Raw genomic sequence first — 24159 nt, 5'->3', positions numbered from 1 at the left:
TTTAGCCGTTTCCGTGCCCACGTAAGTGATCGGCAATCTTAGCCTTTAACGGAGCCTACTGTCAGGCCTCTGATAAAGTATTTCTGGAAGAACGGGTAAGCAAATACAATAGGTCCAACACCTACAACCACCATCGCCATACGCACCGTTTCACTCGGGAAGTTGATCATTCCGCCAGCTCGGGTAATTTCAGCCATCGCGTTCGGGTTACTGGATAAGTACTGGATGTTGACCATCATCTTGTAAAGAAAGTACTGCACGGATATATTGTGGTTGTCTGTAATAAACATTAGGCTTAGGAACCAGTCGTTCCAGTATGTCAGTGTTTGGAACAGTGCAACGGTTGCCAGAACCGGCAGAGATAATGGCAATACAATTCGGATAAATATCCGTAGCTCCCCTGCCCCATCTATTTTTGCTGACTCCAGCACAGCTTCAGGTACGGTCTCCTTAAAGAAAGTGCGCATGATCAGTACCCAGAATGCGGACATGATCAGCGGCATGATCAGTGCCCAAAGTGTATCTTTTAATTCCAGCATCTGTACATATACCAAATACCAAGGGACTAAGCCGCCGGAAATCAGCATCGTTAGAAAAACAAAAAATGTAAAATACTTAGCCTGCGGAAAATTATTCCGTGAAATGGGGTACGCATACAGAGCTATTATGATGACACTTAGTATCGTACCTATCACCGTGACGGTTAGTGAGATTCCATAGGAATGAACGATTTGACTGATATCTTTCATTAGGAATCGATAGGCCGCCAGATTGAAATTTTCGGGCATAAATCGATATCCGTGTGTCATAACGGACTGCTCATCGGAGAACGATACCGAAAGAATCAGCAAAAGCGGTAGGATACAGAGCGCCGAATAGATGACAAAGAAGATGTTGATGAGGGTTGACGCCCATCCCGACAGCTGATTCTTTGGATTGGACCCAGATAAGGATTTACTCATTGTATTGGTCATAAGGGCTCCTCTCTTAGAACAGCGCGTTCTCGCGGTTAAAGCGGCGAACGACCCAATTAGATACAAAAACCAAGATGAAACCAACGACTGATTGGAACAGGCCTGCTGCTGAGGAAAGTCCGATATCCCCAACGGTCAGGAAGGTGCGGTAGACATAGGTATCGATAACGTTTGTCACAGGGAACAATGCCCCCGATTCACGTGGCACTTGGAAGAATAGACCAAAGTCGGCATTGAAGATCCGGCCAACCTGCAGCAAAGTCATAATCGTGAGGACAGGCATGATCAAGGGAATCGTGATTTTCTTGATCTGCTGCCACTTGTTTGCCCCATCAATTGTCGCGGCTTCGTAGTACTCCTCGTCGATACCAATGATTGCTGCCATGTACACAACCGTGTAGTACCCCATGTTTTTCCACGTGTTAATGATCGGCAAAACGATCGGCCACACTTCTTTCGTGAAGTACCAGCGTACGGAATCAAGACCAAGCGCCGGCAGCAACGTGCCGTTGAAGTATCCTCGCTCGTCGCTCATGAACCCATACACTAAGTACGAGATGACGATCATCGACAGGAAGTATGGCAGGAACATGATCGTTTGGTGTAGCTTCGAGAGGAAGCGGTTCTTCATCTCGTTAAGCATCAAGGCGAACCCTAGAGGAAGCGCCATGTTCAATACAATAAACAGCGAATTATAAAGCAATGTGTTGCGAATGATGATGTACGAATCCTTCGAGGCAAACAGATATTCGAAATTCTTCATCCCTGTCCATGGGCTTCCCAGGATTCCGTCCTGGTAATTGATTGTTTTAAAAGCAATAACGATCCCGAACAAAGGGATGTAGTTATTTATTACAAGCAGAACGATTCCCGGCAGCATCATTGCGTAGAACATCCAGTAAGTACGAAGATTCTTCACGATGGAAAAATTACGTACAGTACGTATTGGTTTCCTATTTGTAGGAAGCGGCATAGCTTTCAATAGAGTTGTTGCACTCCTTTCACTGTCTTACACACTCCCCACACCGTTGTTTAGGCGGTAATGGGGAGTTCAGGTTTTCACTATTGAGCCGTAACGTCAATTGTGACGTTACTTATTGAGGTTCTGTTCCCCACTGAAGAGCGCCTGCGATATAGCCAGTTGTATGGCTCCAATCGGTGTAAGTCGAATCGGTCGGATCGAAGGAGTAATCTCCCGTCTGCGTATAGTTCGTCCAATCGGTCTTGTTCATGCGGATCTGAAGCTCAATGCTGGCTCCAGCTGCTAAACTTCCGGCTCCGCTCGTAAAGCCGATTTCCAGATAATGATCAGCTCCTGTCAAAGGAGCCGGCAACTTGACGAAGGCGCCAGTTACGTTGCTACTGCCGACAGTGGACCAATCGCACCAGAAATTCTGGTCCTTCTCCCCATCGATCGTGTAATAATAATGAAGCTTCACGTCGGACAGATTGATGGCCGTGGTACCGGTGTTCTTCAGCTTTATCCGAGGGCTCAACGAATTGCTCGTTGCCGTAACAGGAGAATTGTACTGCTGCACTTTGATAGAACCACTTTCGGCAGTGGGGGTATCGACCACGGAGACCTCAAGATTCGCACTTGCTCCTGCGCTAAAGTTGAACGTCAGCGTCGTTGTTCCCACCGGTTGGGCAGCCAGATATGCCTTCTGAATCGTCACTGTCGTGCCTGATACGGTGTAGTCCGTACCAGCAACTAGGGCAGTCGTGCCATTATTAATGCCGATGAGTGTGTTATCGTTCAGCGTCAAGGTCACCGGAATGTCGGTCTGATTCGCGGTTTGCTTGTCAAAGGCAGCGGTCATCGGACTGATCGCCGAGTTAATAACCGACGAATCGTTCACAGCAACGGATAGCGTAGCAGATGAACCGGCGTTAAACAGGAAAGTGAGGTTCGCCTTGCCGATTGGCTGCTGCGCGAGATAGCTCTTGTGTAGAGTGACCGTGTTGCCCGAAACGGTATAGTCCGTGTCCACAACGAGAGATGTCGTACCGTTCTTAATGTCGGTGAGCGTGTTGCCGTTCAACGTTAGAGTCACCGGAATATCAGCTTGATTTGCTGTTTTCTTATCAAAGGCAGCAGTCGTTGGACTAATGGTCGAGTTACTGCTATTTCCGGTTGCGAATGCGGCAATGAATACCAACCCTGAATTCCAATAAACGGTATGTTCATTTGTAGTCCATTCTTGGAAGTTATCGGTATAGTTTTTGGCTGCAAATCTTGATATCTGGTTTCCTACGGTTATGTCGTTGGAGTATTTATTCGGTCCTCCGACAAGATATCCCTTAGGTACACCAGGTAATCCATCTGTTCTATACATGATGCTGAACGGATATTTCACGCTGTTATCGCCGTAACCTGATACAAAAGATACGCCCACCGGGTTCTGGCCAAGAATCCAGTCTAACTGACTATTGTTAATCTCATTAATGATAGCGCGGTTGCTCTCAAAAGTTCCCAGTAACTTCGTACCGATGATCATTTCCATCGGTGTGTCCGCAACCTGCATGGTGATTCCCCAATAGTAGTTACCATCTTTTATGATGCTTTTCCAAGGGCTATCGTTATATCTGCTCACTTTGTCATTGAACCATTGCTGGAATTTATCCGAATACCAGCTTAAGACTCCGGAGTCCGGATTAGCGGCTTTCAGATAACTGAAGAAGCCTGTATTCCAGGTGTTTGCCCAACCACTGGCGAAATCAAGGGTATCCTCAAAAAATATTCCCATATCGGTGTAATTCGCCAGGAAATAATCATTGTATTCGGCATCGCCGGTCGATCGGTACAGGGAGCCTGCAGCCCACAGACGATTCGAAGCGTCATCCGTCACATCGTAAGGCCATCTGCCCGTGTTAGGCGTCCGAATATTTTCCGGATGTGCTTCCAGGTACCCCCATGCGTCTATTGCCGCATCCAAGCAACTTTGGGCAAAAGCCGGATCAATATTCTGATAAATTAAGTAGGCATGTGCCAATACACCGGCTGCGGTAGCTGTATCGGCGGTCGTTTTGATATCAGTCCGCGAGCTTACCGTATCCTTATCGATAATTTCTCTGTCTACCATATTGTCATCATCCTGAAAGGTCACTCGAGCATAGAAACCGCCAGTTGCAGCATCCTGCATTTTGAGCATCCATTCCAGTTCCCACCTTGCCTCATCCAGGATGTCGGGAATGCCGTTTCCGCTCTCAGGAATATTAAATTGATTGTCTGTAAATTTCTCCGGCATCATTTCATAGGCCCAGAAGAGATCCGACAAGGCTTTGGCTCCTGCGTTAACGTACTTGCCTTTATCACCCGCATCGTACCATCCCTTGGAAACATCTTTTTTGATGGAAGGGTTAGACATTAAAGGCACTGCGGTGTCAGGGGTAAAATCTGTTCTTTGATAATTTTGAGTGTATGGGCTGGTAATATTAATCCCGGTTCTCTGGTAATAGAAGTATCTTGTTACGTCATTTAAAAAGGGTTCATAGATTTCGTTAGCTTCGCCGATAGTGAACTTGGGCGAATTCTGAAGACCCTGCACTGAAACATAATATTTTCCCGGAATCGTTAAATTTGTGAAATCGGCGGTAAAAATACGCTCCCCGCTATCGATAGCATCATAATTTTTGGTGAGTACAAGCGTTCCGGAGTAAGCTGTCGAATTATTTGTGGCGTTAATAATGTTAAACGTAGTACCTGCATCGACCGTGAGCACATCCTCAAAACCGGTTACAAGCGCTTGCTTTACTCCATCTACGGGATACCCTAATTGATTGACCTTGATGGGGGCGTACTCTTTCTCCTTATCGGGAGACGTAACCCTAATGTCATTAAGCCACACTTTTAAAGGTTGAAAACCATTATTCTTGATGGATAATGCATCTATGGAAGATACATCAATTCCTTGGGAGACCTGAATTAGATCCTTTAACGGGATCTTCACATGGGTCCAACTTGTAGTAATGTTGACGTAGTTGTTAATGTTTACTGTAGTGGTAATTTCATTGCCGGCAGCTCTTTCGAATACCCGGTCTTTGAAGCCCAGTAAAAAGGACTCTCCGCCCGCATTTCCTTTGATATTAAACTCAAGGAATCCATTTGGATGATAAGAGGTAAAGTCATATGCTTTCCAGCCGGCAACCGTAATTAAAGCGTTGTACCAGGAAGGACTGGTAGGCGTCTTCGCATTCAACAATAATGAAGGCAATCCATTGTACATTGCTGTAGAATCAATGGGAAGCTTGCTGTTCTCCGTCTCCAATCCAAACCCGCTATCTCCTGCCCAACCGTCGGATATATTACTGAATATTTGGTAATCTAGTAAGTCTCTCCACCCTGCAGGCGCTTCGGGGGTTGCCGCATTAGTCTTGATCGGATTTGAAAAAAAGATAGCCACAAACATAGTTAATGCCAGAAACACGCTTACTTTTTTCCTCATTACCTCTCCTCCTAAAAAGTTTTGTGAGCATAAACTGCTTCGCTCCGCTTCATACAAAAATCAGTTCGAAAGTTTACACTTAGTTAGTGAGAGTTACTCTATGATTAACTTCGTATACCATCACCTCTTTTTTTGAAAACGCTTTCTAATAAAATCATTTTAATTCACGAAGTTAATCCTGTTATATAGAAGAAATAAAGGAACATAGAAGAAAACAAGCCACAATATTATGGCTTGTTTTCCATGTACCAATTATTTACTTCTCTCGTGATTACGTCGCCGCCATTCTTGTAAAATTGGGCTACGAACTCATCAAAGTAGGAGATCGGCTTCTCGCCATAAATGATGCTCAGATAACTCTCCGTTGCGAGTTTCTGCAGGAACACTCCGTGTTTCTCCATCCCGTCCGTTAAAGGTCCGTGGTATCGGTTTGGGATTTCGAGTCCCTGCTCGGCAATCGCCACCCCAGCCGCCGTAAGCTGAGCCGAATTCAAACCTTTAATGGCTTGTTCGATCGGCGTCGTCACTATGGCTTCCGAATTTTCAGATAATTTTCTGATTGCATCCGCATTCATATAAGGCAAGGCTGGAGCGCCACCTGTCAGCGGATAGAGCATCCAGCGCATATCCATTGAAGACCCGTCCGCAAGCGGCCACTTATCATTCGGCACGCCTTCAGTGGCGAAATTGACAGTAATGACCTTGTCGTTCATGATCACATAATCGTAACCTTCGTGAAACCCTTGTGCGAATCGGGGATCGAAGTACGGGTCATCCGGGCCGAAATTTTTGGCAAGCAACTTGTTATAATAAGCGAACCAGGCTTCCATATTCGTGAAATCCTTGCTGAACACCGTGTAGATACCGTACAACGGCTTTTGTGCCTTGCCCTTTAACCCATCTGGTCCGGCAGGAAGGGGGTAAGCCTGCCAAGCCGCTTCGGGATCGACCTTCACTGTATCGCCGAGCGGCCAGGCTCCCATCCAAAACGGGCCGAACATGACACCGGCCATTCCGTTAACCGCCAGTTCGGACGCTTGGCTCGGGTCCTGCATGCCTGCATCCCTGTCCATATAGCCCTTCGCCATCCAGGATGCCATCGTTTCCAGGTATTTCTTAGCATCCGGGTGTACGGCGCCAAAGATCAAGCTGCCCTTCTCGTCTTCATTCCAGAACAGTTTGATGTCAGACGTGCTAATCATCTGCCTTGAAAAAGCTCCGGAAATCGCATCTGTCTGCCCCATCCAGCTCCAGGGACCTTCCTTCAGCGGAACCGATAGACCAACTTCGTCATCTTCGCCATTCCCATTAGGATCTTGTTCAGAAAATGCCTTCAGCACGTTCTCCAACTCACTTATCGTCGTAGGCGGGTTCAGCGACAGTTTCTCAAGCCAATCCTTACGGATCCACATGACCGTTCCCTCATCTCCTGCACTAAAACGGGGAAGTCCATATATCTTGCCGTCTTTGGTCACTTCTGCCATGGTATAAGCGTACTTCTCCAGCGCTTCTTTTAGCTTAGGATGAGCATACTTCTCGATGGCATCATCCAGCGGAAGCAACTTGTCGGCTTTGAGCAGATACTTCAGGATGTCTCCTTCAGCGCTAAGGGTGTCCGGCAGCTTGCCATTCACAGCCAGCGCGAGCCGAATTTTGGTATCTGCATCTTCGAACTTGCTGACAATCCAATCAAACTTCGTGACGATTCCCAGATTATCTTCCATCCAGCGGGTATGCACGTTGTCTGTAAGGCTTTCATCTGGCTTGAATGCGTTAGGCCGATTCTCGTCTACGATTCCTGTTGTGATCGTTATAGGCGGATCGTATTTAAAGTCCCATACCGGCTTCTTTTCCCCATTGGATATACTGTTCTGTGCCGTTTTCCCTGTGCTACTTAAACAGCCGGAAACTAGCAGCACTCCGCTCAGAACTGCCCATAGAAAGATGGCCTTTCTTTTTTGCTTCTTCACCGGCCCAATCCCTCCATTCCCGATCGGTATCTGTCCCTGAATTCCTGGGGCGTCACCTGATAATAGTCACGGAATTTCCGAATAAACCAGTTAGTATTGGGATAGCCAATGCTTTCACCAATATGGTAGATTTTATTATTTGTATGCTTGAGCATCTCGCAGGCTTTGAGCATACGCTGCTCGTAAATATATTGGGATACGGTAGTGCCTGTGCACTGCTTAAAGATTTTTGACAGATGGTTAGGATGTACGAAGACGCGTTTGGCCAGCAAAGTAAGTGACAAGTCCTTGTCCAGCTCCTTCTGGATGTAGAGTTGCGTCTTCCGGACGATCACCTGGCTGTGGTCCTCGGTCTCCTCCCCTAGCTTATCGCGAAGTGTGCGTAGTAAGTCGAGCGCCCAGCTTTCCAGCTGCGACGCGTGCAGCATTGCTTTTCCTTTAACGAAAGCCGATTGCTCAGGAGTGAGCATTTGGGCCAGCGTCCTGCCACTGCGATTCGCGATATACTGGAAGGCATTGGAGAGAAAGAAAAAGACGTCGCGCATGAGGTAAGGTGAACCCGTATGCATAAGCGGTGACACGAACGCTCGGATCTTAGCTTCCGCCGCTTCCCATTGCTCCGTTTCCAAAAGATGTGTCAGCAGAGGCGTTTCATAGAGCTTGCGCATAAGACGCGCTTCCTCTTCATTCCGCTCTGGCACCTGTCCACCCGAAAAACTGTCACTATCCAATCGTGATTTAGCTGTCATATAACTAGCTTGCAGTTCTTCCGGGAATAGACAGTCGGTTTCCCCTACAGAAATTTCACCTTTAAGCAAACGCTGTACTTCTTGCTTTAATCGCTCTATCCGCTCAAGCACCCATTCCGGATCAGGTGGTGCTCCTGATAGGTCGTATACCAGAGCGAGCAGGTTTCCTTCATCATCCGCTGCCGACCAGCAGTCATAGCGGTCCATCAGCAATTCTTCCAGCATGTTTGTTACCGCGAACCTGATCAGTGACTGCGAATAGAGATCTTGTCCGTCGAAAGGGGAACCCAACCGGACAAGGCACATTGAGACGTGACCTGGTATCGGAAGAGGCAGGTCAAACAGCTTTAACTTCTCTGCAAGAACCTTGCCATTCAGATTTCCGCTGAGTACTTTGAGCAACAACCCTGCTTTCAGTTCTGCACTATTGTCTCGGTAGATACGGAAGCCCTGTTCGATTGATCGCTCCTGCTCAAGCTGTTTAATGATCCGGCCCATTGCCGTAAGTAACTGCTCGTCCTTCGCGGGCTTCATCAGGTAATCGAGCGCTTGCAGCTCAATCGCTTTTCGGGCGTAATCGAAGTCCGCATAACCTGTGAGCAGCAGGCACTTCAGCCCTGGAATACGAAGCCTGGCCTGTTCGATCAGTTCCAGGCCGTTCATGCGCGGCATACGGATATCCGTCATAAGGATATCAATGGGGAAGGAGTCTATCAGAGCAAGTGCCTCGCTCGCGCTGTATGCCTTCCAAACGCGGGAGATACCAAGTGTCGCCCATGGAATCGTATCTGCCAGACTGTCCGCATAATGTTTCTCGTCATCAACTACAAGCAGGCTATTCAATGCTCTTCCTCCTTCGTTTCTTCTTTCATCCCCTGTCTCCAAATCAGCCTCACGTTTAGACCACCCAGTCTGGACGGGCAAAACTCAATTTGAGCGTCTGAACCGAAGTTGCCTTGCAGTCTTTGATATACGTTCCAAAGACCGCAGCCTGCATATTCGCTGGCCGGAATATGAAGCTCCATTTGCAGTTGGTCCATCCGTTCTTTATTTAATCCTTTTCCGTTATCCTCCACTTCCAAGTGCAATTGGTCTTCATTGACGTAAACTCTAATTTCAACCCGGCCTGGATATTCGACGTTCTCAAGTCCATGCACGATCGCATTCTCCACGATTGGTTGGATAAGAAGCCGGGGAATTCGCAGCTCCGCCAACTCTTCAGGCAGTTCGATGCTGTAGGACAGCGTCTCATTGCGAAGCCGAAGAATCTCGAGGTGAATGCGCACGAACGCCAGTTCTTCACCCAGGCTGACTCCTTGATTATCCATTCGCGTCGTATACCGGTAATAGTCGGCCAAATGATACGCCATGTCTATAACAGCCCGATTCTTTCCCATCTTGGTCATATTAATGATGAAACCCAAACAATTGTACAGAAAATGAGGATGGATCTGGGCTTGTAGCTGTTTTAGCGTGGCATCACGCGCAAGGATACGCGATTGTAGGACATTCTCGATGAGATCTTGGATCTGCGTCGCCATCTCGTTAAAGTTCTGCATCAGGAACGTGAATTCATTGTTTGATTTCTTCGGTAGCCGGTACGCGTAATCGCCTTCCTTAATCCTCTGCACCGCACGCACAAGTTGGAAGATAGGTCGATGTACGTTCCAGTACAAAGCAGACGCGGCGGTAATACAGGATAGGAGCAAAATAATCGAAGAAGCTCCAAATAATAACCTCTGTTGCTTGATAGGTCCGATAATCTGGTTAAGTGGAACAGAATCGACGAGATGCCACTCAAGAATATTGGAATAATAATAGGTAATCAGATAAGGCCTGCCGTCGAAGGAATGAATTAAAAAACTTGAATTCCGGCTATTGATCCTGTCGCCTAATTCCGCGATAATTTGGTCCATCTTGGACCCATCTGCGGATCGGCTGGCGATGATGGCATGTCCTTCTTTGTAAAAAAACGGGTTGTCAGAGTGACCAGATTTGTAGGTATCAAGCAAATTTTCAAAGCTCCACTTGTAGAGGTTAATGCGAACGGCAACATCCAGATCGTCCGGACGGGCTGGTTTGTAACCCGTAGTGACATAAGTTCGAGTAAAACCGGAGCCAATCTCCAAATCTTCGCTGTAGCTCCACCCTAGCGAAAATCGGCTATCAAACTCTTTAAGGTCATATTCATAGGAGGGGGAAGAAGAAATACTATCGTCTCGTTGCGGGAAATAGACGGTCACGTCATTGCGCCAGTTGCCCGATGCGCTGGCCAGCGACAGCTTCTCTTGGATCAGCAGCCTTGTCTTCATTAGGGAATAATCGCTCATATTGAGGTTGTAAAGGTATTCCAGCACGTTCGTGTCAACGAGCATAGGTGCGGAGACTAAGTCGAACTTCTCAATGCTGGCATCCAGTTGTGCCACGAAGAGCTCCATCCGGTTCAGGCTGGCTTTGATAAGCTCCTCCTGTATGACGTTGATGCTCTTAGAGGTAGAATAATAGTACAGCGCCACGACCGGAGTTAGCAGAATCAGCAACAACACTAACATTTTCTGAAAAATATTAAATTTGATCCGCATGGGATTTCCATCCTTTTTTGTAATTACACCTCAACCTGTATTTTACAATGGATAGAAAGCGTTTTCTATACAAATTCTTTGCGTTTCAGCAAATTAAAATAACCTCATTCCCAATGAACTCTACTTAGGAATGAGGCTGCGTTAAAATTTGAAGGCATTATCAACCGTTATTTTAGGACTCCCCAAAAAGAATCTCCGCATTAAATATCTTGCGATCCTGCTATTTCCCATCAGTTTCATGCAGGCTAGCGAGAATTTTTTAACCCCTTTAGGGGATTTAACGGCCATGCTGATTATCAACTGTTGAGCAAAATGCACAAAACGAATTTCCCGATTACGAATGGGCTGCAAACGATCTAAACACTTGTATTCATGATTTGGCTCTAATTTTGATGCAACAATAAGTTCAGCAGCGACCAGCGCTGTTTCAAAAGCCAAGGACAATCCGATAGCTCCGAGTGGTGAGGAACAATGTGCAGAATCACCGATTAGAATACAACCCTTATTATGCCAATTGTCCACCATGAAAGTCTCTGATTGGATAGAAACAAACGATTTGAAATCAATGATCTTTTCAATGTCTTCTTTAAGCTCAGGAAAGGCCTTTATGAATTCAAGCTTTAATGGTTCGATGCCTTTGCTTTTTATGGAATTCCATTGGTCTTTCCTCATTGTAAAACCTATCTGCACACAATCAGAGGAATAAGGAAGCCCTATGAAGTTACTAAAATCAGACAATCTGAAAAGGAGTTTTTGATTTAGCTTGAACTCATTAGTCGATATTTTGCACCAGATTAAATCAAAATCTTCTTTTTTATACTTAAAAGAAAAATCGCTTGTCTTCCTAACCGTCGACATCCGTCCATCCGCTCCGACTACTAAAGAAGCATGGATCGCAGTCATTTGTCCATCTACTAAGGCGTTTACTCCGACTGTTCGATTTGCACTTTTAATAGTTGAAGTGACCTTTGCGTTAAAAATGAGCTCGAAATTACTAAAATCCTTTGCCAGATCATAAAGAAAAGTTAACAGGACGGATTGTTTTATTTTAATTGCGTAAGGTGCCTCCGGCATTTCTTTTTCATAATCAATTTGAGTGATATATTTCTTATTATTCCATATTTCAGCATTAAATAATTTTATATGCTCATACTTTTCAAGACGCTGCTCCAGATTCAACTCTTTCATGAGCCTTACAAATCGAGGTTGAAGAACTTCTCCTCTGAACTTGCGATTAAAGCTTGTTTGACTTTCCAGTACGGTAACTCTAATTCCGTTTTTGGCTAACAGCAGCCCTAGAAAGAGACCAGAAGGTCCACCACCAACAATGCAAATCTCCGTTTCTTTATTCATTCCTATCACTCTGTGGGTAAAGTAGCAGCCCGTTCATTTTTCACTACTGGAACCCTAGCCGATAATCTAAGAAAAAGAGAGATTAAAAAACCTAATAAAAGAATAGAACCTAATATAGTAAAGGATAACGAATAATTTTCTGTTTTTAGTAATTTCAAAGCTAATATCGGGCCTGTGCTAGCGCCTAGGAATAGAATAAATGCATTGAATGAAATCGCAGACCCTCTTGCATTTCCCCCTAATTGACTGACGATTGAGATGATAACGGGAGTTACCAGCGCGATACCAGCCACAAATACAACGCTCATTAGGACAAGAAGTGGCAGGTTCGTACTAAAACCTAGAGCAAGCAACCCAATTGCAGCTAAAGCTAAGCCTCCCCTTAGAACAGCGGCCATTCCAAGTTTTTGAGCAATTCTTCCGGAAAAGGGTGATAAAAGCATCCCCGCGATTCCAAATGCACGAATATAAAGGATATCCTGTGAGGAAAGACCAAACTTAGCTGAGCTTAAATAACTTCCCAAAACGGTGTACATGCCAACTAAAGTTAATAGAAGCATAAAGGTTATCGCAAAAGCCAAAAGCAATTGTGATTGTTTTAGCAGAATTGTCATTTGTTTAAACTTCCGCAGAACATTTTCTTTCGGTCTTAGCATTTCATCTTTAGGAAGGAACCTCATTACTATCACTGAAGTAATACCATACACAATTCCCAAAATAAAGAAAATAGCACGCCAGCCAAGAGCTTCGTTAACAATCCCACTAAAAACCTGGCCTACTATACCTGCCATTAACAGTCCTGAGCTTATAAATCCGACGGCTGTTAGTCTTTTATGAGGCGGGAACATCTCCCCTGCATACACTAGCGCAATAGGTGCAAAAGCAGCAGCCACTAGGCCTTGCACTCCTCTGAGCATAATAAGCCCGTAAAAACTATCCACAAATCCTAATGCAAGCGTAACTACGGTTAACCCAATAATGCTGGCTACTAAAAATACTTTACGTCCATATCTGTCTGAAAAAGGTCCATACAAAAGACAGCCCAGAGCATAACAAAGAGAAAATGAACTCCCAATCCAAGCCGCCTCACTCGAGCTAATCTGAAAGGCATGTGAAAATACTTCGGATAATGGAATTGTAATATACATGCTAGTTAAAATAACTAATCCACACCAAAATAAAATAATCGTCATTAATGAATAGTTCTTATTGTAATTCTGAACGTCTATCGTCTGATTCATAAAGTAAATATCCCCCGGTTTACTATTAATTTGCAATATTGATGCCTTCCAAGACATGGATCAACAAATCGTTTATGTAATCCGCATCCGGAATTTGTTTATAGATGAGAATTTGAAAGTATATGGGACCATAAAGCAGATCTAAAGTTATATCCAGGTTGATTGCTGGTTTCAATTCTCCCATATCTATGGCTGCTTGGAGTAATTGTTTGGCTTCATTTCTTTTTGTCATTAAAAACAATACGTAAAAATCTTTCGCGATTTCTTCGCTCTCTGTAACTATAGTTAAAGTGGATTTCCCGATTTTGCTATTGAGGATACGAGCTAAAGCTTCAAGCTGTTGTTTGAAGTTATCCTGAATGGATTTATTACTATCAAATTCAAACTCTGATTCTACGGTCATTAGAAAAGCGTCCAGTACAAGACGCGCTTTATTTTCCCACCATCTATAGATGGTTGTTTTGCCTACTCCAGCTTGTGCTGCAATCGCCTCAATCGTTAAAGATGAATAACTGTTGGATTCTAACATTTCAAGTGTTGCAGTAAGAATCTCTTTTTTACTTCGAGGTTCTTTGTTTTTCACGTTCATATTCATTTCACCTCCTAGATGTTATTTAAGTTATTAAAAGGATGTAATTATAGTACGATACGTATCGTTTCATTTGTTACACTATCTTATATCATTTTCATAAAATTTAAAATAGTTAATTTGAAAATTATTATTTTCTGGATTTAGGCATGCGGTAGATGACGAAACATAACTTGCGCATACAAAAATTAACGCTTCGGAATGGTCCGAAGCGTTAGTTTTCGTGGATATTTGCAATTAAGGATTCGATGACTGATTAAATATGTGCGATATGTACAATATGATCCTTTTTATTTAAATTTTCACATATAAATCATGGATATCAAAGCTAAGTTAATCATTGTTTTTTCTTTGTTCTTTTTCTCTTGATTTTATCAACTATAAACATAATAAAAATAATAACAAAAATAATTACGATAATTATACCTACTGGTGATTCGAAAAAAATGAGCATGAAATATAGTAATACCGTCTCCCAAAATGACCAGTCAAAATCAACCATAGGTTCCACCTTTCTAATAATCTTGGCGAAGTGATTAAATTTTAATGTTCGTGGGATTTGTCCCGAGAGTAATACTTGTAAGCGCTCCTATTCTATCTTATCAAGAGTCCCAGGCCACTCATTACATAAGGACGAACAATGTCCACAAGTAAATCGGTCTGATCAGCCTCCCCCTCAATTAACCAAGAAAATGCAGCGCCATAGATCGCTGAACCTGTCATTGCTGAAATGATCTTTGTATGTTGGCGGTCTGCAATATCGTATTTATCCCCTCTCAGAAATATGTTTTCAATGATTTGCTGCAGCATATTTTTCACTTTCTCATCCACCACCTTAGCAATGGATTTGGAATCCATTCTGCATTTCTGATAAAAATCAACGATGTACTGATGAGTCAACAAGATCAGCTGGTTACATATTTCATCTGAAAACTCCCGTGCATTTATTACTTGTTCAGGAATCATTTGATGAAAAGACTGTTCTGTAAATTCATTGAGTAAAGCATATTTATCTTCATAATGAGCATAAAAAGTAGCCCGGTTTATCGTAGCTTTCTGTGAGATATCTTTTATTGTCATTGAATCAAATCCTTTAGTCTGTAAAAGATTTCTGAAAGCTTCTCTTATTAACAGGCGAGTCCGTATTACTCTCGGATCTTCTTGATGTACCATCTGAATATCCCCTTTCTAAAACATCAATTATCGGAATTTGTTGTCTATGCAACTCTTTTCTTACACTGACGGTTGTAAGCATAAACTTGCCATACTATTATCTTATCAAACAGATGTTGCTTAAACAATCAGTGACTAGTTAGTCGGAAGGAATGATAATAGTGAACATAAAACAAAATAGACTTCTAATTTTTGGGGCTGGTGTGATTGGCAGTTTATACGCTCTTAGATTTGCACAATCGGGGTTTGACGTCACTTTACTGGCTCGGGGAAAAAGGCTGGATGAACTTAAGCGGAAGGGTTTGAGATACAACGACAACGGAAGGATAAAGCAACTATCCATTAAGACGGTCGAAAAGCTTGCAGATGATGACATCTATGATTTTATCTTTGTTCCTGTACGATATGATCAGGCAGAATCTGCCCTGTCTGCGATCAAAAATAATCAGAGCAAAACAATAATTACACTGACCAACACTATTGGTTATAATTCCTGGCTAGAGATCGTAGGTGATCGGTTACTTCCAGGTTTCCCTGGTGCAGGTGGAGACATTAAAGAGGATATTTTATACGCTCAATTTGGTTCCAAAACTTATTTTGGTGAAATAAATGGACAAACGACCGAAAGAGTTAAGGAGCTTGCTTTGATATTCGAAACAGCTGAAATGCATTATGAAATACAAAAAGATATTCAAGCATTTCATGTTTCACATGCTGCACTCGCAGCAGTCAACAAGCATTTTTATACGAATGAAGGAATGGTAGATATTGAGACAGCAATAAGTGAAAGCATTCTTAGCAAAGTAGCTACAGATATCAAACAAAATCTTCACTTGGTAGAGCAAGCTGGAATCCCTGTAATCCCGGCCGAAACGAAGTCAATGGGAGAATTGATGGAAGAAGAGATTATATCCCGGTATCGGCAGATGCTGAGTGATGAATTTATCATTGATGTTAAGTTTGGAAACCAAGCTATCAGCAGAAAAGCAGAAATAATGTTATTGGATGAAAAGTTTCATGAGAAGTTTTCGTTTTTGTCCAAGCAAATTTTTCCATAAAAGTTATCAAATGAGTTCATAGCCCATATTACTTAATACTAAAACAACGTAAATATGGAGGTGTTAGATTGCCACTGAATCAAGATCAGCAGATCTTTCAACAAAGTACAACAACTCAAAACTGGGGAAATATTCAGGGACAGACCTTAGTTGCGGGCCAGGGTAGCTTGAGAAGAGGAATGAACTATAAGTTAGGCGCACAGGCTATGGCACAAATCAATAATTTATTAAATAAATGGGCTGAATTAAAAATATTGGGGAGTGCCGAAGTTTCACTTCTTCTCCAAGTACAGATACAAACGCCCCTGGATCTATTCGACGAAGCCGGGCTAGCCGGTCGACTTCAAGCCGTTCTTAAAGCGGCGGTAGCGGCTGGATTAAGCATGAATATGACCGTTAAAGAGTTATTGAAAATCCTGAAGAATAAACCGTCAGGAAATGGTTTATCCGGTGAATTGATTGAGCTATTGTTAGAAGAATCAGAGCTCGAAGGTTATTTGTATGCCCAATTTGCGGTTGGTTTTATGGCGTATGCCAATTTTGTTATGCTTGGTAATTTACATAAGACAGCTACTCTAGGGGAATCTGGATTCCAATTTGTCTATGAGGCGGGAATGGGATTTATTGCGGGGGGTGGCTATAGAGGTGGCATCAATTTTAAATTCCCCGATCCTGCAAAACTGGTCAATCGTTATGGGAACGGCTTAATTGAGGGCATTGTTAATAAAGCTATTGACACACAGCAGGAACAAGCATTAATGCTCGGTACTATGCTGAGGATAGGAGTGAAATCAGCCTATGAGGTCAGTAGACAATTAAATGAAGGTACCGGGAGCAATACCGAAAAACTAGCGCAAACCGTTCTTACATTTATTGGGGGGCAATTCCAATCGTTGTTCTTCTTGACTATGAATGTGTTCTTTAAGGAAGAGATCCTTCGTTTACTTGGCCTTGCTTCTTTACCAGCTGAACAAACCACAGAAGTCATTCAAACCCTGAAAGGTTTTAATTCTTTTCAGTTAGTGCCGGATAACCATGAAATCTTTGTTCGTTTAGATTCATTATCAGCATTAATCCAAAACGAGCAGCTTAAGAAGGAGTTTGTCCGAAGTATTTCTGCTTTGTGGGTATCAGCTTTGTTGCTCCCCCTTGCAGTGCAAGCTGCAGATAAAGCAACCATGCCTACTTTTACGGCACAATTGTCTTACCAACCTCCTCCCGCTGTCAAAAGTGCAATTAATACAGATTTGAACCGTCCGTCTGACACAAATTTGAACCAGGGGGATCTTCTTTCATTTCTACTTGATAAACCTTTGACGATTGCCATTCAACATGTAGATAGCGTTCGGGAGATAGCAGCAATTCTGAAACCTGCCGTTTCAGGAACTGCCCAAGAAGCAATGAAGTTCTTATTTAGTCCCTCATTTCCTTTGACTACAGGGGAAAACTCTTTTAGATCAACACTTGGAGCCATAAACCAAGCTTTCGATCATTATGTGGATACGGAAATAAGTGCTAGAAAAACTGCAATCTCGAACACTTTGGCTGGCGAGGAAGAGATTAAGATACTGTTTGAGCAAGCCCTGATTCCCTGCATACAACTGACTTCTGATGTTCTGATTCCAGAGATCGTTAATGGATTTCAAAATTTTGACATAAAAACTATGCAAGAAGCATTATCCAGCGTATTACTCACAATGCTTGGAAGAAGCGTTATTCATGTCATGGACGGAATTCAGACTTCAGTTAATGAACAAATCGAGGGTCTTCTTCGCGAAGCTGCAGGTCAGGCTGCAAATGTTCTTGGACCACTTGGAGCTCAAGATATTTTAAAGAAACCGTTGGAGGCAGCTGTTAAAATTATTGCGGAAATGGTAGCGCCTTTGACACCTGAAGCACAAGAACAGCTTTTTGAAAATGCTCTAAACATATTTACTCCAATAAAAGGTAACGCCGTGGACTTCGCCAACCATTTGCAAAGCGATCCGATGTGGATGCCTCAAATGGCTGAAATAGAAGCAATAGCCAAAATATTGATAAATCATTTAACTGATCATATGATTCAATTCGCTCTAAAACTGATTCCAGCGTTGTTTCAAGCCTTGATCGATGAACTACTCGCCATAATCGAACACTGGCTAAATGAAATAGCCAAGATATTAAATACTATTACCGATTTCATAACTAAGCTGATGCAAGAAAAACTAATGAAAGAACTGATTGAACCGGTAATGGAAATCGCTGAAAAAGCCGCTGACGTATTAACGTTTAACATTTTTTCTCTAATCGGTGCCGGTAAAGTAAAAGATGAATTTTTCAAAGGGTTAAGAGGAGCAGTCGAAGCTATAATTCAAGAAGCAATCATCCCTCCTGTTGTTATGACAGTGAAAGAAATCAAGTTCAATCCTCGTAAGCTCGTGGATCTTTGCCGAGACGTTTCTGACTTTACTTTTACAAAATTTTCTGAGATTTTTAACGATTATATTTTTGGGGAGATCCAGAATCAACTTGAAAAAGGTTTAAATATGAAAAATTTCAAATTGGATATTAAAGTGCCGGTTTCTTTTTCGATTGACTTACCATGGCCTTTAGGGTCACAATCCTTTTCTCATACGTTTAGACTTACAGATGTCCTCATTCCGTCATCAATCGTTTTGGACATTGTAATGAATTTAATACGTAACAATCTAAAATTAGGAGGAACATCTGAGTATCTTTTCCAAATGGTTGTAGCAACTATCGATAATTTAAAAAAAGTAGATCAATATAAATTGGATATGGCAGATGCTTTGAAAAAGTATAGTAATTAAAGGAATATTCAAGATTCCAGTTCCCTTATAATGCAGTTTATAACTCAAAAAAGGCAACCAGTCATCCCTGTTTTTTCGGCGACTGGTTGCCTGAATTTGTGATTTTTTGTCCCTGTTCTATTCCTTAACGACTACGGTCATTTCTTTGCTACGTGTGATCCCGCTGCTGTTCGCCAGCTCAGCCAGATTCATCGTGATTTTGAAACTGCCGTCACCATCCCAATTATCATTTCCGAAAGCAAAAAGAGCTGGAGCCAAGTGAACTTGGCTCTAGCTCTTCTTTGGTGCTTACAATTCCATTACTCTGTAAATTAAAGCAGCGGCTTCCGCACGTGTGGTCAGGCTCAGTGGTCTGAAGGTACCGTCGGTATAACCGTTGACAATTCCTGTCTCCCGCAGGTACTCAACCGCATCCATCGCGTAAGAACCGATTTGCTTCTCATCGGCAAAAGTTGCTGCCTTGCCGGAGATATCCGACTGAAGAGCAGATATGCTCAGAGCGCGAAACAGAATAACAGCCATTTCTTGGCGGGAAATAGGTTCTTTTGCGGCAAATACGCCTTCGCTACGTCCGTTAACAAGCTTTAGCGCCTGAGCTGTTGAGACAGCTTGGTAATACCAAGCATTTGAACTCACATCTTTGAAAGTACTGCTACTCTCGGCTTGAAGTTCTAGCGCTGATACTAACAGCTGAACAAATTCCGCTCTTGTAATTTGCCGGGCAGGCTCGAATTTGCCCCCGCCTGTGCCATGAATAAGATCACGGGAAGCCAAAGCTTCCAAGATGACTGTGGAGCCTGAATCAACATCAGAGAAGTGGATATTTGCATTAGCTGCAGCATAGAGTCCAAAATCACTTGATGTAAACGTAATTTTTCCAGTACCTGATACGTATTTGGAGTTTTTGACCACTTTGGCCACTCCCTCTCCGGTAACAGAGTAGACGATGGCTTGATGTGGGACTTCATCAGGGTTTAATTCATATCCAAATGATACCTTCATTGCCGCAGAAGGGCTTAATGTTTCTTTGGACTTACCGTCTACCGTCATTGAGATCCGGAACAAAGCATGCGTTTTCCATTTCTCTTGTAAGGCAACTGGAAGGGTTGACGCATCAACAAAATGGATAGATAGCTCCAACTGCCGGGCACCCTCTGGAATATTCTCACCTAAAGTGTCAATTGGAAGTGTTATTGTGGCTGCACCTGCTTTTACAGTTAGGGAAGTAACATTATCTTTTAGTTCGGGAACTGGCACTTGAAAAGCCACACCACTGGCAGTCGCATCCTCTTCAGCAAGCTCAAGTACTAAAGCTCCATCTTGCACTCCCTTCATCACTTTTTGGAGTTCTCCAGTGAAAAGCTGTGCAATTTTCATTCCTTCAGCACCGGGTGAACCCTGAATGCGAATACGGCCCGCTGAAATTATATTCACTGGACTAACTATTTTTCCTCCACTACTCTCATTTGTGTTGCTATTATTGCTGCCGGACGAATTGCCGGGCGTATCTGTTCCCCCACCTTCTTCACTCCGCACTACATTCAAAGTGTAGGTCTTAGTTGTTATGCCGTTCGCAGCGGTAACTTTAACATCGATTCTGTTATCTCCTACCTTAAGCTCACTTCCGCCTGTTACCGTCAATTTGGCTTCTGCATCAGAAGGTGTCCCAGTTACAGCCACCGCTGTCTTGGAAAAGGGCACATTTATTGTATAGGTCAGTTTCTTACGGTCAAACCCAGGGATGTCTGTACCGTCCATACTCAAAACGCTCAAATCGGCATTATCACTCAGTGGGGTCTCTTCTTCACCTTCTACGTTCATAAACTGGAAGGTGCGGAAAAGTGAGGCGTCCTTCGCAGCGCCAATGCCTGATCCCCATTCAATATATCCTTTTCGACCCGCGCCATCATTATCGTTAACCAGCATGGAGAAGCTTAAGATATCGCTCGCCGCTGGACGGATCGGGCTTATTTCGCTCCAAGGTAGTGCCAGTGCATATGAGGTAACCTTGGTCGCCTCATCTCTGGTCACACTTAAAGTTCCCTTAGTCAACACTCCGGTAGCTGCACCTTTCATGGACAGCCAACGATATATTTGCGGCCCCTCTGGGGTTTGCGAGATTCCGTATTCATACCAGGATTGACTATCGCCCGGTACACCGGGAGCAAGACTGAACTGAATACTGTCATTTTGCCAAATATTAATCCCGGCGGCATTATGGCTGAATACATCATCGCGGATATCGGCGGTCAAATAAATGTGTTCTTCATCCCAGCGTAGTTGCGCTGTTCCACTAAGATCATCCGCACCCTTATATCCGTTGAGCAAAGGGGTTCCGTCCGCAAGATCAATCAGAGCTGGACTTCGTGTATCGGACTGATGCTGCATCCGGTTAATATCTATGTTTTGCTTGAGGTGAACTGTCTCATAACCTTCAAGGTCAACTGTCAACTCAAGAGGATATTTAACCCCTTCAGAGAATCCCGGCAGTGGAATTGAATAAGTAAATCCACTATTTGGGGCAATTTCAGACAATTGCGATTCACTACCGCTGATCTGACCAGTCTCTTCCCCTAGGGTCCAGGAAATCTTTTTAATTCTTAGAGGATCCACACTGGAACTGTTCGTAAATTGAAGTTGCAGCGACATGCCGCCGTTATTACCATCTGTAATATGAGGAGCAATTTTTAAACCTTGAAAATATAGTCGCAGATCATCTACAGGGGCTTCTGGAAGAGTAGCAGGATCAAGTCCGGGTCCATTATAAGCTCCAATATTCGGTGGAGTTGCTGCTGAAACGGGATTGCCCCAGTAGTCCCGCCCACCGTTGTCTGCAATGACAGCACCGGCCCCAAGTGCAGGAGACCCCTCTCTCAGCTTGTAACCGTCCACTGTATTCCAGCCCATTCCGGCGGTGCCCTGAGCAACTAAGAGTGGATTTGCTGTGATAGGATTGGTATTTTCCGGCTCGCTTACTGGATGGTTGCCATATAATAGATTATGGTCGAAGCTACCGTTCACCCCTGGCAGATTATAACCTCCTTGACCAAGGTTGTAGACCAGATTGTTCCTAAAAGAATATGGAGCGTTAATATTTCCTGCGTCATCCCATTCATGATCGATAATTTTGGTGTTTTGCCCAGCTCCAATATAGATAGTATTGTTATAGATTTGTGTATCTGGCGTAACCCCGCCTGCAAAATTAAACGTATGCGTTAGATCATTCTGGCTGATGTTGTATCTGACTACATTGTTAGAGGAGCCTGTCAGCACGCCTGGAGTCAAACGGGCATCGACAAAAAGCATGAATCCGCCTTTGTTGCCATGGCTGTAATTATATTGAACCACACTGTCCATCGTATCGATATCCAGATTGAAGCCTTGACCATCTCCCTCTGGTTTGTTCGTGTTAAAAGACTCATTGAACTGGACGATATTATTCTTGCCGCGAGTCGGCCAAATTGCGGCAGAGCCGTTAAACTCGCCTTCTTCGGAATAATTTCCGCCTTCCTCCGCTATGTTATGCTCAATCACCGCTCCATCCGCACCGAAGGTGAGAATACCGTCGCTGTCGGCTTGTTTGACATAATTTCCACGGATCGTAACATTGACCGTAGCATAGTCTGCTCCGTTAAAACGCTGATCCCATACCACAATACCGGTCCGGCCTATCCGTTCCACTGTATTGCCCTCGATCCATACCCCATCGAACTTGTCCGTGCCCGTCGTTCCGCCCACATATACGGAGATACCTCCAAACGCATGCGGGCCACCTTCGGCTCCGGAAACCGTCGGATAACGGAAACTGCTTGATACATCATGGACATAGTTATCCTGAATGCGGATATTACTTAATGTTCCTCCATTAGCATTCTCCACCATAATACCTTCCCGGTAAACAGTTCCCCTCTCGGAAGCATAATTAGTGACCTCAAGATCCCGAATCACCCAGTTCGAGGCGTTACGTAGGTATACAGCTGCTCCGGCCATGCCTCCACCATTGATAATCGGTTTGCTTCCACTCCCATAGGCAGATATTGTAATCGGTTCTTCATCTGTGCCGCTGCCCTTAGGATATAATTGTTCGTTCCAGATTCCACCCTTCTTTAATAAAATCCGATCCCCAGCCTCAAAGGTAGTCTGATTCACTATAGAAAAGGTCTTCCAGGCAGTCTCCGGTGTTTTTCCATCGTTGTTGTCGCTGCCTGCAAATGAATCCACATAATATTCTCCGTCTCCACCGCTGCTCCCTCCATCTCCAGGCAAGCGGTTGGATAAGGTGACCGATCCTAGTTGCATCAGCCAGGGTGCGGAATCACCGCTAAGTTCTATTTTTAAGTAATGAAGTCCGGAAGGAATCCCCTGTGCCGGAGTATAATTCGTCCCGGTCCAAGCCGCATCACCAGTGGCCTGTGGAGGTTCATGAACAGCAGAAAGTTCTGTCCAAGTGGATGCATCCGCCGAACCATAGAACTTGATAGTCCCGCTAGAACCGGCAAAGGAATGCATGCGGGCTGTGAAATGTTGCAGATTATGCAAATGGTACACGAGTGATTCTGCTGAGTCTGCTGTTCTCACCGCACGAGAATGATCTCCACCAAAAAAAGCGGGATTGCTTGTATCTAAAGACCAATTTGTACTGTGTGTATAAAGCTGTGCAATGTCGTCAAGCTCATCAACAATCGTTTGTGGTGCAAGCGACACATTGGAGAGCGTAAGGTGCCCAAGCTGCATCAGCCAGGTATCGAGGTCACCACTGACTTCAATTTTGACATAATTGACACCATCCGGCAGCGCCCCCGAGGGTGTATATACTGTTCCGTACCAGCCAGAACCGGTTGCGGTGGGACTGTCGTTGATGGCTGGAAGCTCCGTCCAGATATCTGCATCTGGCGATCCGTAGAACTTGATAACAGCCGTGGAACCAGAGAAATAATACGCTTGAAGCGTAAACGACTGAACTCCAGTCAAAGGGTAAATGGCATAGCCAGTCTCCGTGGAGGTTCTGACCAGCCGGGCTGCATCTCCTCCGAAAAATTGAGGATTACTACTGTCAATTAGCCAGTTCTCGGACCTGTGTTCCGCTGCCGGTAGGGTTGAGAAATCATCGGCATTCGTCTCTTCAGAATGGGCAGAAACGCCCATTACGGGAAGCAGCGCTGTGAAGATCAGCACCATTATAAGCAGTGATTTTACGAGTTTTTTGAACATTATT

General features: G+C 44.0%; 14 protein-coding genes. 2 read left to right on the top strand and 12 right to left on the bottom strand.

Features of this window, described 5'->3' with window-relative positions; all coding sequences use genetic code 11:
- Nucleotides 1–38: 38 nt before the first annotated feature.
- From MKY14_RS06360 to MKY14_RS06315, 10 genes are all read right to left on the bottom strand, one after another.
- Nucleotides 39–974, bottom strand: coding sequence for a carbohydrate ABC transporter permease (locus MKY14_RS06360; protein ID WP_081383287.1), 936 nt, complete (start codon nucleotides 972–974; stop codon nucleotides 39–41).
- 13 nt (nucleotides 975–987) lie between these two features.
- Complete coding sequence (locus MKY14_RS06355; protein WP_038574490.1) at nucleotides 988–1947, bottom strand: ABC transporter permease; 960 nt, start codon at nucleotides 1945–1947, stop codon at nucleotides 988–990.
- A gap of 121 nt (nucleotides 1948–2068) precedes the next feature.
- A complete protein-coding gene (locus MKY14_RS06350; RefSeq protein WP_076190320.1) occupies nucleotides 2069–5419 on the bottom strand; it encodes a glycoside hydrolase family 9 protein in 3351 nt (1116 codons plus the stop codon).
- A gap of 227 nt (nucleotides 5420–5646) precedes the next feature.
- Nucleotides 5647–7389, bottom strand: a complete 1743-nt coding sequence (locus MKY14_RS06345) for an extracellular solute-binding protein (RefSeq protein WP_076190321.1) — start codon at nucleotides 7387–7389, stop codon at nucleotides 5647–5649.
- Entirely contained in the window at nucleotides 7386–9062 is a 1677-nt protein-coding gene (locus tag MKY14_RS06340) for a response regulator (protein ID WP_081387763.1), read from the bottom strand. Before MKY14_RS06340 ends, MKY14_RS06345 begins: the two co-directional genes overlap by 4 nt.
- Nucleotides 8978–10720: a sensor histidine kinase gene (locus tag MKY14_RS06335; RefSeq protein ID WP_076190323.1), complete on the bottom strand. Its 1743-nt coding sequence runs from the start codon at nucleotides 10718–10720 to the stop codon at nucleotides 8978–8980. Before MKY14_RS06335 ends, MKY14_RS06340 begins: the two co-directional genes overlap by 85 nt.
- Before the next feature lie 141 nt (nucleotides 10721–10861).
- Nucleotides 10862–12073, bottom strand: a complete 1212-nt coding sequence (locus MKY14_RS06330) for an FAD-dependent monooxygenase (RefSeq protein ID WP_076190324.1) — start codon at nucleotides 12071–12073, stop codon at nucleotides 10862–10864.
- A gap of 5 nt (nucleotides 12074–12078) precedes the next feature.
- Nucleotides 12079–13266, bottom strand: coding sequence for an MFS transporter (locus tag MKY14_RS06325; protein ID WP_254848961.1), 1188 nt, complete (start codon nucleotides 13264–13266; stop codon nucleotides 12079–12081).
- A 73-nt stretch (nucleotides 13267–13339) separates the two neighbouring features.
- Complete coding sequence (locus MKY14_RS06320; RefSeq protein ID WP_076190325.1) at nucleotides 13340–13903, bottom strand: TetR/AcrR family transcriptional regulator; 564 nt, start codon at nucleotides 13901–13903, stop codon at nucleotides 13340–13342.
- Between the two features lie 594 nt (nucleotides 13904–14497).
- Entirely contained in the window at nucleotides 14498–15076 is a 579-nt protein-coding gene (locus MKY14_RS06315; protein WP_076190326.1) for a TetR/AcrR family transcriptional regulator, read from the bottom strand.
- A 161-nt stretch (nucleotides 15077–15237) separates the two neighbouring features.
- Here MKY14_RS06315 and MKY14_RS06310 point away from each other — a divergent pair, with 161 nt between their 5' ends.
- Together MKY14_RS06310 and MKY14_RS06305 are read left to right on the top strand one after the other, a co-directional pair.
- The gene (locus MKY14_RS06310) at nucleotides 15238–16134 is read left to right on the top strand and encodes a ketopantoate reductase family protein (RefSeq protein WP_076190327.1); all 897 of its coding nucleotides are present in this window, start codon (nucleotides 15238–15240) and stop codon (nucleotides 16132–16134) included.
- A 68-nt stretch (nucleotides 16135–16202) separates the two neighbouring features.
- Nucleotides 16203–18944: a hypothetical protein gene (locus tag MKY14_RS06305; RefSeq protein ID WP_076190328.1), complete on the top strand. Its 2742-nt coding sequence runs from the start codon at nucleotides 16203–16205 to the stop codon at nucleotides 18942–18944.
- Between the two features lie 117 nt (nucleotides 18945–19061).
- On the opposite strand, the gene MKY14_RS06300 is transcribed toward MKY14_RS06305, so the two are convergent.
- Both MKY14_RS06300 and MKY14_RS06295 read right to left on the bottom strand, forming a co-directional pair.
- A complete protein-coding gene (locus tag MKY14_RS06300; protein ID WP_179086266.1) occupies nucleotides 19062–19202 on the bottom strand; it encodes a hypothetical protein in 141 nt (46 codons plus the stop codon).
- Nucleotides 19203–19232: 30 nt separating this feature from the next.
- Nucleotides 19233–24155 carry an S-layer homology domain-containing protein gene (locus tag MKY14_RS06295; RefSeq protein WP_340976002.1) on the bottom strand — a complete coding sequence of 1641 codons (4923 nt, stop codon included), beginning with the start codon at nucleotides 24153–24155 and terminating at the stop codon, nucleotides 19233–19235.
- Nucleotides 24156–24159 lie beyond the last annotated feature (4 nt).

This window comes from Paenibacillus sp. FSL R5-0887, assembly GCF_038002305.1.
In the GTDB taxonomy this organism is placed as follows: domain Bacteria; phylum Bacillota; class Bacilli; order Paenibacillales; family Paenibacillaceae; genus Paenibacillus_AQ; species Paenibacillus_AQ odorifer.
Note: the sequence above shows the minus strand (reverse complement) of the source record. Positions and strands in the feature narration are given on the sequence as shown.

Excerpts from the sequence above, each read along its gene's own strand:
- MKY14_RS06360 (WP_081383287.1), bottom strand. The coding sequence starts at position 974 with ATGACCAATACAATGAGTAAATCCTTATCTGGGTCCAATCCAAAGAAT.
- MKY14_RS06355 (WP_038574490.1), bottom strand. The coding sequence starts at position 1,947 with ATGCCGCTTCCTACAAATAGGAAACCAATACGTACTGTACGTAATTTT.
- MKY14_RS06350 (WP_076190320.1), bottom strand. The coding sequence starts at position 5,419 with ATGAGGAAAAAAGTAAGCGTGTTTCTGGCATTAACTATGTTTGTGGCT.
- MKY14_RS06335 (WP_076190323.1), bottom strand. The coding sequence starts at position 10,720 with ATGCGGATCAAATTTAATATTTTTCAGAAAATGTTAGTGTTGTTGCTG.
- MKY14_RS06330 (WP_076190324.1), bottom strand. The coding sequence starts at position 12,073 with ATGAATAAAGAAACGGAGATTTGCATTGTTGGTGGTGGACCTTCTGGT.
- MKY14_RS06325 (WP_254848961.1), bottom strand. The coding sequence starts at position 13,266 with ATGACGATTATTTTATTTTGGTGTGGATTAGTTATTTTAACTAGCATG.
- MKY14_RS06320 (WP_076190325.1), bottom strand. The coding sequence starts at position 13,903 with ATGAACGTGAAAAACAAAGAACCTCGAAGTAAAAAAGAGATTCTTACT.
- MKY14_RS06315 (WP_076190326.1), bottom strand. The coding sequence starts at position 15,076 with ATGGTACATCAAGAAGATCCGAGAGTAATACGGACTCGCCTGTTAATA.
- MKY14_RS06295 (WP_340976002.1), bottom strand. The coding sequence starts at position 24,155 with ATGTTCAAAAAACTCGTAAAATCACTGCTTATAATGGTGCTGATCTTC.